This is a genomic window from Caulobacter segnis (assembly GCF_003243465.1).
In the GTDB taxonomy this organism is placed as follows: domain Bacteria; phylum Pseudomonadota; class Alphaproteobacteria; order Caulobacterales; family Caulobacteraceae; genus Caulobacter; species Caulobacter segnis_A.
On record NZ_QFQZ01000014.1, the window covers coordinates 60488 to 72073 of the forward strand.

Here is an 11586-nt window from a genome sequence, read left to right on the forward strand (position 1 = left end):
TGGATTTTCGCCGGAGGCTTCTGAGACTTGGCCAATTTCGTTCATGAGGGCGACCTGCCCGATGGCGTGTTCGCGGGCGCGAACATCGTCGCGATCGATTCGGAGACCATGGGCCTGCGCCTGGGCCGCGATCCGCTGTGCGTGGTGCAGCTGTCTTCCGGCAATGGCGACGCCCATGTCGTGCGCCTCGGCAGGCCCGCTTATGACTGTCCCAATCTCAAGGCCTTGCTGACCGATCCTGCCGTTCTGAAGCTTTTTCACTTCGGACGCTTTGATATCGCCATGTTCGAACTCCATCTGGGAGTCGTGACCGCGCCCGTCTACTGCACCAAGATCGCCTCGAAGCTGGCTCGCACCTATACGGACCGCCACGGCCTGAAGGACGTGACGCGCGAGCTGCTGGGCGTGGAGCTGTCCAAGGCGCAACAGTCCTCTGACTGGGGCGCGCCGGCCCTGAGCGCCGACCAGGTCGCCTACGCGGCTTCGGACGTGCTGCACCTGCACGGGCTGCGCGAGAAGCTGAACGCCATGCTCGAGCGCGAGGGCCGCATGGCCCTGGCGCAAGCCGCCTTCGACTACCTGCCCCACCGCGCCTCGCTGGATCTGGCCGGGTGGGAGGACGTCGACATCTTCGCCCATAGCTGACGGGCGGGACGATGCAGCCTGCCGCGGCCATGACCGGAAGAGCGATCAGCGCCGACCTCGCGCGCTGGCGCCGCCGCTCGCGCCGCGTCCTGGCGGCCCGTATCGTCCTGCCGATCGCGATCGGCGCGCTCCTGCTGGTGGTGATCTCGCAGGTCGGCTGGCGCACCTACATGGCCGCAACGCATCCCCCGACCGAAGCCAAGACCGAAATCCGCCTGATCACCCCGCGCTTCTACGGCCAGTCGACCGATGGGCGGAGCTTCATGATCACCGCGCGGTCGGCGATTCGCGACGACGCCGACCCGCGTCGCATTCTCCTGGACCAGCCGGCCCTGACCCTGGACCTCGGCTCTCCCACGCCCACCCGGATGACCGCCAAGAGCGGCGTCTATCGGCAGGACAACTTCGGCCTGGCCCTCAAGGACGATGTGCGGCTGGACGATGGCACGGGCTACCGCTTCGCGTCCGAAGAGTCGTTCGTCGATACGCGGACCGGCGACGTGACCGGCGAGAGCACGATGAATGGCGAAGGTCCCAGCGGACAGGTGCAATCCAGCGCCTACTCCGTATATGACAAGGGCGACCGCATCGTTTTCCGGGGCGGGGTTCGCGCGCGGCTAGAACGGCAGTAAAGAACATAAATGCGCAGGTTCGCCGAGGCGGCCGCGACGGATGAGGACATGGTTCTGATGAAGCGATGGACGGCTGCTGCGGCGACCGCTTTGGTCCTGTCTGGGCTTGGCCCTGTTGCGGCCCACGCCCAGCAAGGCGATTCGAGCGCGCCGATCGACGTGGCCGCTGACTATCAGGAAACGATCAACAGCAAGTGCATCATCATCTTCCGCGGGAACGTCGAGATCCTGCAGGATCGCTCACGTCTCCGCGCCCGGCAGGTGACGGTCTACAATGCCAAGCGGGCCGGCTCCGAAAGCGGCTGCGGTAACGCCCAGCGGCTGGAGGCCGAGGGCGACGTCTATGTCGTCAGCGAGAACCAGAAGGCGCGCGGCGACCGCGCGGTCTACACCTACAGCGACAGCACGGCGGTTCTGACCGGCGACGTCATCCTGACCCGCGGCAAGGACGTGGCGCGTGGCGATCGGCTGACGGTCAACACCAAGACCAATGACGCCAAGCTGGAATCCACGGCCAAGGGACGCAGCGCGCCGCGCCGGGTTCGCGCGGTGTTCTACCAGGAAGACAGCAAGAAGAGCGACACGCCGGCCGTGGCTGATCAGCCGGCTCAGCGCTAGGACCGTTTCATGACCCTGACCTCCAGCGACATGGACGGCCTGTTCGTCGATTCCGTGGGCAAGTCGTTCGGCGACCGCCCCGTCGTGAAGAACGTCTCCCTGCGCCTCAAGCGCGGCGAGGTCGCGGGCCTGCTGGGGCCGAACGGCGCCGGCAAGACGACGTGTTTCTACATGGTCACCGGCCTGATCGCCGCCGATTACGGCGCGATCTACCTGGACGGCGAGAACATCACGGCCCAGCCGATGTTCCAGCGCGCGCGCCTCGGCGTCGGCTATTTGCCGCAGGAGGCCTCGATCTTCCGCGGCATGACGGTCGAGCAGAACGTCATGGCGGTGGTCGAGATGCGCCAGAAGGACGCCCGCAAGGCTCGCGAGCAGGTGACCAGCATCCTGGAAGAGCTGCGCATCACCCACATCCGCAAGTCGCCCGCCGTGGCCCTCTCTGGCGGCGAGCGTCGTCGCGTCGAAATCGCCCGGGCCCTGGCGAGCGAGCCGTCGTTCATGCTGCTCGACGAGCCATTCGCCGGCATCGACCCCCTCGCGATCGCCGACATCCGTGAAGTGATCGGCTATCTGAAGAGCCGCGGCATTGGCATCCTGATCACCGACCACAATGTCCGCGAGACGCTCGACATCATCGACCGCGCCTCGATCATCCACGCGGGCGAGGTGCTGTTCGAAGGCTCGCCGCGCGAGATCGTCGACAACCCGGAAGTTAAGCGGGTGTATCTGGGAGACAGCTTCTCCGAACCCAGGTTGGGGGCGTAACGGGCCCCCAAGCGGGCCCGTTAAGACTTTCCGGGGTGAGCTCCGGAACCAGAAACCCTTCTGTAACAGAAGGTTATGGGCTGGCACGATAATTGTCCGAGGCGGAAGGTCGCACCGGCCCGATAATTGCAGGCGTTGGCAAGCCGTTAACCAAAGCGGCCCTTCAATGGCGATCGACATTTGTTCGTTCGTCAGGAGGGCGCATTGGCGCTCAGCCACAGACTTGAGCTCCGGCAGGGCCAGGGCCTCGTCATCACCCCCCAACTGCAGCAGGCGATCAAGCTTCTGCAGCTGTCGAACATCGAGCTCGACGCCTTCGTCGAGGCCGAACTCGAGCGCAATCCGCTGTTGCAGCGCGATGAAGGCGAGGGCGAGCCCGCCTCGGACGGCGAGGGCGAGCGCGACCCCAGCCTGACCCAGGTCGACGTCGTGGCCGACACGGCGGCCGGCCGTGAGATGGACGCCCCCGCCGAAGACGTTTCCCCCGGAGAGCGCGCCACGGGCGATGGGGCGGAGGCCGAACACGCGGGCGGCCAGATCGACTGGTCCCGCGCCGGGTCCGGCGGCTCCTTCGATGGCGAGGACGGCTACGAGCACGCCCTGGTTGAGGTGCCGACCCTCTCGGCCCACCTCCGCGCCCAACTCGTCCAGGTGGCCCTGTCGCCAGCGCGCAACGCCATCGCCGAGGTCCTGATCGACGCGGTCGACGAGGGCGGCTATCTGCGCCTCGACGTCGTCGAGCTGGCGGTTCGGCTAGGCTGCGAGCTGGAGCTTGTGGAAGAGGTCCTGAGCGTGCTCCAGGGCTTCGAGCCCGCCGGCGTCTTCGCGCGCGATGTGCGCGAATGCCTGGCCCTGCAGCTCAAGGATCTGAACCGCTACGATCCCGCCATGGCGGCGATGCTCGACCACCTCGAGCTGCTGGCCAAGCGCGATCTGGCCGGCCTACGGCGCGCGTGCGGCGTCGATGACGAGGATCTGCGCGAGATGATCGCCGAGGTCCGGGCGCTCAATCCGCGTCCTGGCGCGGCCTATTACAGCGAGCCGGCCGAGACGCTGGTGCCTGACGTGATGGTCCGCGAGGGCCTGGGCGGCATGTGGCATGTCGAGCTGAACACCGACACCCTGCCGCGGGTGCTGGTCGACCAGCGCTATCACGCCCGGGTGGCAAAGGGCGCGCGCAGCGACCAGGAAAAGACCTTCGTCGCCGACTGCATGGCCTCGGCCAACTGGCTGGTGAAGAGCCTGGACCAGCGCGCCAAGACCATCCTGAAGGTCTCCAGCGAGATCGTGCGCCAGCAGGACGGCTTCCTCGCCTACGGCGTCGAACACCTGCGCCCGCTGAACCTGAAGACGGTGGCCGACGCGATCTGCATGCACGAAAGCACCGTCAGCCGCGTCACCTCGAACAAATACATCGCCACGCCGCGCGGCGTTTTCGAGCTGAAGTTCTTCTTCACCTCGGCCATCCAGTCCTCCGAGGGCGGCGAGGCTCACTCGGCGGCCAGTGTCCGCCACAAGATTAAGGGCCTGGTCGACGCGGAAAAGACCGAGGCCGACGTCCACTCCGACGATCGCATCGTCGAGATCCTCAAGGCCGCCGGCGTGGATATCGCCCGGCGAACGGTCGCCAAGTATCGCGAGGCCATGCGCATCCCCTCATCGGTCGAGCGTCGCCGGCTGATGAAGGAAATGGCCTGAACACCTTATATGAGCGTTCGACGTCGCCCAGGCCCCTCTGGCGCGCGGCCTAATCGGCTCCCGCGCGTTCCTGTGCGGGCGTGACGAGGAACCGATGAGCGAGAAGAGCCTGGCGGAAGTGATCGAGGGGTTTGGCGAGGACGAGCGCCCGACCCTGACCGTCGGCGAGATGCTGGACGCCTTCGACAGCCGCGCGTTCGGGGCCATGCTGCTGGTCTTCGGCCTGCTGAACACTCTCCCTCTGCCCCCGGGGTCATCGACGATCCTGTCCCTGCCGATCCTGTTCCTGGCGCCGCAGATCGCGATGGGCGCCGACCATCCTTGGCTGCCGAAGAAACTGACGGAAAAGCCTCTCAAGCGTGACGACATGCGGGGGCTCTTCCGCCGGTTGGCGCCGATCGTGCGGAGCATGGAGCTGATCACCCGTCCCAGGTTGCGGCCAATGTTCGCACCGGTGGGCGAGCGCGCCATCGGCGTGGTGTGCACGCTGCTGGCCCTGGTCCTGGTCTTGCCCATCCCACTGGGCAACCTGGCGCCCGGCGCGACGGTGGCGATCCTGGCCCTGGCCCTGCTGCAGCGGGATGGAATCCTGGCCCTGGCGGGCTACCTGATGGCGCTGTTCAGCGGGGGGCTGCTGTTCCTCAGCGCGCACGTGGTGATCATGGCCGTCCGCAAGCTCGCGGTCGTGTTTTCAGCCCTATTCTGACGGCGCCTTAAGGGGCGTTGCGACCGCTTGACACCTGTTCGAGACAGGCGCGTTGTATCGGTATGCAAGTCCAAGTTTCCGGCAAGCATGTCGACGTTGGCGAGGCTCTGCGAGCGCGAGTCTCCGACGAAATCGCCCTAAGCATCGGCAAGTACTTCGATCGCGGCGGCGCCGCCGAGGTCGTGGTCAGCAAGGAGGGTTACGCCTTCCGTGTCGATTGTTCGGTCAAGCTGGCCTCGGGTCAGCAACTGATCAGCCACGGGTCCGGAGGCGACGCTCACGCCGCCTTCGACGCCGCCCTGGCCAAGATTGACACGCGGATCCGACGATACAAGCGACGCCTCAAGAGCCACTCGGCGGCGGCGACGGCCAAGCAGGTCGAGAACGCGGCCATGTTCGTCCTTCGGTCGCCCGAGGCCGACGATGGCGAAGATCACGACTGGGACGTGGATATCGACCACCCGACGGGTGCGCCCGCGGCCATGGTCATCGCGGAGACCCAGGCCGCATTGAAGACAATGACCGTTTCCATGGCTGTCATGGAACTGGACTTGACCGGCTACCCGGCAATCGTGTTTAGGAACGCCGCCCACGGCGGATTGTCCGTGGTTTATCGGCGTCCAGACGGGAATATCGGCTGGATCGATCCCGAACGCACGAAGTCGCTGAACGGGCACGGGTCAACCGCGAGCTAACCGGACCGTGTCACGGTCGGTGGCGCCGTCGGCGGATCTGCGGCGACGGCGCCAAGGCGGTCGACAACGAGCAGGCGTTAGAAGCTATGACCATTGGCGACCTTCTAGATCCGGGGGCGGTGGCGTTGCGCGCCGGTGCGCCGGGCAAGCGTCAGGCGCTTTCGCTGGTTGCGGACGTGGCTGGGCGCGTGCTTGGCGTCGACGCCGAGGCTGTCCTGGATGGACTGCTCGAGCGCGAAGCTGTCGGCTCGACGGGCGTCGGCGAGGGTGTGGCCATCCCCCACGCGCGTATCGACGGCGTTGACCGCGTGCGCGCGGTCGTCGTGCGGCTGGACACGCCGGTCGCGTTCGAAGCGCTTGATGACAAGCCGGTGGACCTGATGATCGCGTTGTTCGCGCCCGCGGACGCCAGCGCCCAGCATTTGCGCGCCCTGGCTCGCGTGGCCCGCGTGCTGCGCCAGCCCGAGATACGCCTCGCCTTGCGCCAAGCCCGCTCGGCCGACGCGATCCATGTGTTGCTGACGCAGGAAACGACCGGCGCGGCCGCCTGAGGCGACCCGCCGGCCGGCAGGCTTAGTGTACTGAAACGGGCGCCAGTTCGTGCGCCAAGGCGGCCGCGATCGCGGTGTCGCGGTCGATCATCACGGCCAGGCGCGCGCCGTCCGCGCGGCAGACTGCGTAAAGGGTCTGGTCTGGCGAGAGGTTGAAGTCCTCGACGCCCTCCGGCGCATCCGCCAGCACTTCGGCCGCCTTGATCGGCCGCACGTAGACGAGGTCCGGGGCGCCGAGCGCGGCGAAGGCTTCGCTCGTGAAGAGCGTGCTGTGATGGGTGTTAGGCGTCATGATGACCACCTCCTTCGATTAGGGAACGCGCCTTCCACCGGCCGGTTCAGCCCGCGCCGGGAGAGGTTCGTTCCACGCGGTCGTTTGACCCGCGAAAATTGGCGTTTGAGCGCAGTCAGCCCGCGCTTCGGATCGGAATGCGCCTGACCAGCCGCTCGGGCTCCGGCCGGGCGAGATCGATATGCAGGAGGCCGTGCTCCAGGGTCGCCGCCTGGACCTCCATGCCCTCGGCGAGCACGAAGGTGCGCAGGAAGCCGCGGGCCGCGATCCCGCGATGCAGGAAGGCGCGCTCGGCCTCGCCGCGGCCATCGGCGTCGCGTTTGCCGGCCACGATCAATTGGCCGCCCTCGACGGTCACCTGGAGCTGTTCAGGCGAAAAACCCGCCACGGCCAGGGTGATCCGCACGCCGCCGTTTTCGGCCTGTTCGACATTGTACGGCGGATAGCTTTCGGACGCGGCCTTGGCGGCGCGCTCGATCAGGTCTCGGGTGTGCTCGAAGCCCAACAGGAAGGGGCTGTCGAACAGGATCGTCCGGGTCATCGCGAAGTCCTCGCTCAAGCGACTTCGTTCGCGGCGACAAACCCGAGGATCGGCGCTTCTCCCCGCGACACGCCGCTAGAGATGGCGAGCGGGGACGAAGGGTTCAAGAGGGAACGGGCTTTGGGGAGGTGGGCTGCTTCGCCCACGTGAGGACGGTCAGGTCCAGAAATGGACAAGGCCCGGACGTTCCCGTCCGGGCCTTGATGGTGGAGCTAAGCGGAGTCGAACCGCTGACCTCTTGAATGCCATTCAAGCGCTCTACCAGCTGAGCTATAGCCCCAAATATTTCTGAGAAAACCTAGCGGTAACTCTCGGAAATCCTTGGTCTCTTCGGCGTTTCAGACTTGCGTCGCCCCCCGAAGAGGCGCGGAAACTAGTCCGGGATTTTTTTGGGATCAAGCCTCTTCTCGAACTTTTTTCGAGAAAAATGTCGCGGCCCCAAAAACGCCTGTGGACAGCCGGTTTCGACAGGATCGAAGCCGGCTGTCCGCTGGATCAGTCGTCGTCGCCCTCGCCGGGCAGACCTTCGATTTCCTCGTCGAGGATATCGTCGTCGTCCTCGTCCTCCAGGAACGGCACGTCGTCGGCTTCGTCTTCGGCGAGGTCATCGTCCTCGGCGAAGTCGACGCCCAGGTCGGCGTCGCCAGCGGGCGTGGCGCCCGGCTCGGCGTCTTCGTCGTCCGTCTCGACGACGTCGGCCTCGGCCGCCTCGTCGATTTCCGGAGTTTCGTCGACTTCATCCTCGAAGCCGTCCTCCTCCTTCGGAGCGACCGACTCCTTTTCGTCGTCGGACTCATAGTCCGGCGTGATGGCGCGAGCGCGGACGCGACGCGACTTCAGGGCCTCTTCCGGGTCGAACTGCTCGCCGCACTTGGGGCAAACGGCCGGACGGCGGTTGAGGTCATAGAACTTCGATTGGCAGTTGGGGCAGATTTGTTTTGCGCCCAAGTCGGGATTGGCCAAGGTGGCGACCCTTTGATCCGGATGGGAAAAGCGGCGGGTGACTTGCCATGTCGGGAGGCCGCTGTCAAAAGCAAACCCCTTCGCGAAAACCACCAAGTACTAAGGAGCCGGTTTCGGCATGTCGTCGGCTGGATTGAAGAGCGCCCCCGGAAGCGCTCTGCGAGGGATCGTGCGCGCTCCGGGAGACAAGTCCATATCGCACCGTTCGATGATCCTGGGCGCGCTCGCGACCGGAACCACGACGGTCGAGGGTCTTCTCGAGGGCGACGATGTCCTCGCCACCGCGCGGGCCATGCAGGCCTTTGGCGCGCGGATCGAACAGGAAGGCGTCGGTCGCTGGCGCATCGAGGGCCAGGGCGGCTTTTCGGAGCCCGCTGACGTGATCGACTGCGGCAACGCCGGTACGGGCGTGCGCCTGATCATGGGCGCCGCGGCGGGCTTTGCGATGTGCGCGACCTTCACCGGCGACAGCTCGTTGCGCGGACGACCGATGGGCCGGGTTCTGGACCCGCTGGCGCGGATGGGCGCGACCTGGCTCGGCCGCGACAAGGGGCGGCTGCCGCTGACCCTGAAGGGCGGGAACCTGCGCGGCCTGCAATACACCCTGCCCATGGCCTCGGCCCAGGTGAAGTCGGCGGTGCTGCTGGCGGGCCTGCACGCAGAGGGCGGCGTCGAGGTGATCGAGCCCGAAGCCACGCGCGACCATACCGAGCGCATGCTGCGCGCGTTCGGCGCCGAGGTGATCGTCGAGGACCGCGTCGCCGGCGATAGGACGATCCGGCATATCCGCCTGCCCGAAGGCCAGAAGCTGACCGGTACCCACGTGGCCGTCCCGGGCGATCCGTCCTCGGCCGCCTTCCCGCTGGTCGCCGGCCTGATCGTTCCGGGCTCCGAGGTCACGGTCGAGGGCGTGATGCTCAACGAACTGCGCACCGGTCTCTTCACGACCCTGCAGGAGATGGGCGCGGATCTGGTGATTTCGAACCAGCGCCTGTCGAGCGGCGAGGACGTCGGCGACATCACCGCGCGCTACTCCAAGCTCAAGGGCGTCGTCGTCCCTCCCGAACGCGCGCCCTCGATGATTGACGAATACCCGATCCTGGCGATCGCCGCGGCCTTCGCCGAGGGCGAGACGATCATGCGCGGCGTCGGCGAGATGCGGGTCAAGGAAAGCGACCGTATCGCCCTGACCGCCAATGGCCTGAAGGCCTGCGGCGTCGCGGTCGTCGAGGAGCCGGAGGGCTTCATCGTTACAGGCTCGGGCCAGCCGCCGAAGGGTGGCGCCACCGTGACCACCCACGGCGACCACCGGATCGCCATGAGCCACCTGATCCTGGGCATGGCCGCCCAGGCGCCGGTCGCCGTCGACGAGCCCGGCATGATCGCCACCAGCTTCCCGGGCTTCGCCGAGCTGATGCGTGGCCTTGGCGCGACTCTGGCGGAAGCCTGAGCCGTGGCGTTCGTGATCGCTGTCGACGGGCCCGCCGCTTCCGGCAAGGGCACGATCGCCGGACGGCTGGCGGGCCTCTACGGCTACCCGCTGCTGGATACGGGCCTGCTCTATCGCGCGGTCGGCCTCGGCGTTCTGGCGGGGACGGGCGACCTGGACGACCCGATCGCCGCCGAGGCCGTGGCGCGCACGCTCGATCTCTCCGAGCTCGATCGGGCGGAGGTGCGTACGCGGGCGGCGGGCGAGGCGGCCAGCCGCGTCGCCGTGCACCCCGGAGTCCGCGCGGCCCTGTTCGACCTGCAGCGCGATTTCACCCAGCGCCAGCCGGGCTCCGTGCTCGACGGTCGCGACATCGGCACCGTGATCGCGCCTCACGCGCCGGCCAAGCTCTATGTCACCGCCAGGCCCGAAGTGCGGGCCGAGCGGCGCTGGAAGCAGCTTGTCGGCCAGGGCGAGGCGGTCGATTTCGAGGATATTCTCGCCGACATCCACAAGCGCGACGCGCGCGACGGCGGTCGAAAGGACGCGCCGATGACGCAGGCTGCCGACGCCGTCTTGCTCGATACGTCGGAAATGACTATAGAGCAGGCCTTCGATGCGGCCCGCCGTATCGTCGAGGACGCGCGCGCCCGTCACCGGCTCTAGCCGGAGGGGCAAATCCACCGCCGGCCTCGCCGCGATCAAGACCATCGCGGGCCCGCCTTATCAAACCCACTTCATCCGGAATCCCGAGAACCGTCTCGCGACGGGGCTCATCGCAGGGGTTCCCCCAACCTAGAGACCAAAGATCAGCATGGCTGACGATATGAGCTTCAACCCGACGCGCGACGATTTCGAAGCGCTCCTCAACGACTCGATGGGCGGCCGTGACTTCGCCGAAGGCACCGTCGTCAAGGGTAAGGTCGTCGGGGTCGAAAAGGACTTCGCCATCATCGACGTCGGTCTGAAGACCGAAGGCCGCGTCCAGCTGAAGGAATTCGGCGTCGACGAGAACGGCAAGCCGACCGTCAAGGCTGGCGACACCGTCGAAGTGTTCCTGGAACGCCTCGAAAACGCCATGGGCGAAGCGGTCATCAGCCGCGAAAAGGCCAAGCGCGAAGAAGCCTGGACCCGTCTGGAAGGCGTCTACGCCCGCAACGAACCCGTCATGGGCGCGATCGTCGGCCGCGTGAAGGGCGGCTTCACGGTCGACCTGGGCGGCGCCTCGGCCTTCCTGCCGGGCTCGCAAGTCGATATTCGTCCGGTCCGCGACGTCGGCCCGCTGATGGGCAAGGAACAGCCCTTCGCCATCCTCAAGATGGACCGTCCGCGCGGCAACATCGTCGTCTCGCGTCGCGCCATCCTGGAAGAAGCCCGCGCCGAGCAGCGCACCGAGCTGGTGTCGCAGCTGCAAGAGGGTGAAATCCGCGAAGGCGTCGTCAAGAACATCACCGACTACGGTGCGTTCGTCGACCTGGGCGGCATCGACGGCCTGCTGCACGTCACCGACATGAGCTGGAAGCGCGTCAACCACCCGAGCCAAGTGCTCGCTGTGGGCGACACCGTGAAGGTCCAGATCGTCAAGATCAACCCGGACACCCAGCGCATCAGCCTCGGCATGAAGCAGCTGCAGTCGGATCCGTGGGACGGCGTTGAAGCCAAGTACCCGGTCGGCGCCAAGTTCACCGGTCGCATCACCAACATCACCGACTACGGCGCCTTCGTGGAGCTGGAAGCCGGCGTTGAAGGCCTGGTGCACGTCTCGGAAATGTCCTGGACCAAGAAGAACGTCCACCCCGGCAAGATCGTCTCGACCTCGCAAGAAGTCGACGTGGTCGTGCTGGACGTCGATCCGTCCAAGCGCCGCGTTTCGCTGGGCCTGAAGCAGGCCCTGGCGAACCCGTGGGAAGCTTTCCTGGAAGCGCACCCGGTCGGCTCGACCGTCGAAGGCGAAGTCAAGAACGCGACCGAATTCGGTCTGTTCATCGGCCTCGACAACGACATCGACGGCATGGTGCACCTGTCGGACATCGACTGGAGCGTCCCGG

The 11586-nt window shown here is 66.6% G+C and carries 14 protein-coding genes and 1 tRNA gene; 11 read left to right on the forward strand and 4 right to left on the reverse strand.

What is annotated here, in order from left to right; all coding sequences use genetic code 11:
- Positions 1 to 27: 27 nt before the first annotated feature.
- The 8 genes from DI526_RS06795 (at position 28) to ptsN (ending at position 6313) form a co-directional block, all read left to right on the forward strand.
- Positions 28 to 645, forward strand: coding sequence for a ribonuclease D (locus DI526_RS06795; RefSeq protein ID WP_304275767.1), 618 nt, complete (start codon positions 28 to 30; stop codon positions 643 to 645).
- A gap of 11 nt (positions 646 to 656) precedes the next feature.
- Positions 657 to 1277: an LPS export ABC transporter periplasmic protein LptC gene (gene lptC, locus DI526_RS06800; protein ID WP_304275770.1), complete on the forward strand. Its 621-nt coding sequence runs from the start codon at positions 657 to 659 to the stop codon at positions 1275 to 1277.
- 57 nt (positions 1278 to 1334) lie between these two features.
- Positions 1335 to 1895, forward strand: coding sequence for an LptA/OstA family protein (locus DI526_RS06805; RefSeq protein ID WP_304275797.1), 561 nt, complete (start codon positions 1335 to 1337; stop codon positions 1893 to 1895).
- Between the two features lie 9 nt (positions 1896 to 1904).
- Complete coding sequence (gene lptB / locus DI526_RS06810; RefSeq protein WP_099444257.1) at positions 1905 to 2663, forward strand: LPS export ABC transporter ATP-binding protein; 759 nt, start codon at positions 1905 to 1907, stop codon at positions 2661 to 2663.
- Between the two features lie 204 nt (positions 2664 to 2867).
- Positions 2868 to 4361, forward strand: a complete 1494-nt coding sequence (gene rpoN / locus DI526_RS06815; RefSeq protein WP_304275774.1) for an RNA polymerase factor sigma-54 — start codon at positions 2868 to 2870, stop codon at positions 4359 to 4361.
- Between the two features lie 94 nt (positions 4362 to 4455).
- Complete coding sequence (locus DI526_RS06820; RefSeq protein ID WP_304275777.1) at positions 4456 to 5067, forward strand: exopolysaccharide biosynthesis protein; 612 nt, start codon at positions 4456 to 4458, stop codon at positions 5065 to 5067.
- 62 nt (positions 5068 to 5129) lie between these two features.
- Positions 5130 to 5762 carry a ribosome hibernation-promoting factor, HPF/YfiA family gene (gene raiA / locus DI526_RS06825; protein WP_304275800.1) on the forward strand — a complete coding sequence of 211 codons (633 nt, stop codon included), beginning with the start codon at positions 5130 to 5132 and terminating at the stop codon, positions 5760 to 5762.
- Positions 5763 to 5848: 86 nt separating this feature from the next.
- Positions 5849 to 6313, forward strand: coding sequence for a PTS IIA-like nitrogen regulatory protein PtsN (ptsN, locus tag DI526_RS06830; RefSeq protein ID WP_304275779.1), 465 nt, complete (start codon positions 5849 to 5851; stop codon positions 6311 to 6313).
- Positions 6314 to 6335: 22 nt separating this feature from the next.
- Here the strand turns inward: ptsN and DI526_RS06835 are convergent, their stop codons facing one another.
- From DI526_RS06835 to DI526_RS06850, 4 genes are all read right to left on the reverse strand, one after another.
- On the reverse strand, positions 6336 to 6605 hold the full coding sequence (locus tag DI526_RS06835) for a DUF1150 family protein (protein ID WP_304275782.1): 270 nt from the start codon (positions 6603 to 6605) through the stop codon (positions 6336 to 6338).
- Positions 6606 to 6720: 115 nt separating this feature from the next.
- Positions 6721 to 7146 (reverse strand): Hsp20 family protein, encoded by a 426-nt coding sequence (locus DI526_RS06840; RefSeq protein WP_304275784.1) that lies wholly within the window; start codon positions 7144 to 7146, stop codon positions 6721 to 6723.
- A 204-nt stretch (positions 7147 to 7350) separates the two neighbouring features.
- Positions 7351 to 7426, reverse strand: a tRNA-Ala gene (locus DI526_RS06845).
- Positions 7427 to 7641: 215 nt separating this feature from the next.
- A complete protein-coding gene (locus DI526_RS06850; protein ID WP_099537644.1) occupies positions 7642 to 8109 on the reverse strand; it encodes a TIGR02300 family protein in 468 nt (155 codons plus the stop codon).
- A 118-nt stretch (positions 8110 to 8227) separates the two neighbouring features.
- Here DI526_RS06850 and aroA point away from each other — a divergent pair, with 118 nt between their 5' ends.
- From aroA to DI526_RS06865, 3 genes are all read left to right on the forward strand, one after another.
- A complete protein-coding gene (gene aroA, locus DI526_RS06855; RefSeq protein WP_304275789.1) occupies positions 8228 to 9559 on the forward strand; it encodes a 3-phosphoshikimate 1-carboxyvinyltransferase in 1332 nt (443 codons plus the stop codon).
- A 3-nt stretch (positions 9560 to 9562) separates the two neighbouring features.
- Positions 9563 to 10204: a (d)CMP kinase gene (gene cmk / locus DI526_RS06860; RefSeq protein WP_304275792.1), complete on the forward strand. Its 642-nt coding sequence runs from the start codon at positions 9563 to 9565 to the stop codon at positions 10202 to 10204.
- A gap of 148 nt (positions 10205 to 10352) precedes the next feature.
- A partial coding sequence (locus tag DI526_RS06865; RefSeq protein WP_304275795.1) for a 30S ribosomal protein S1 occupies positions 10353 to 11586 on the forward strand: 1234 nt, incomplete at its 3' end.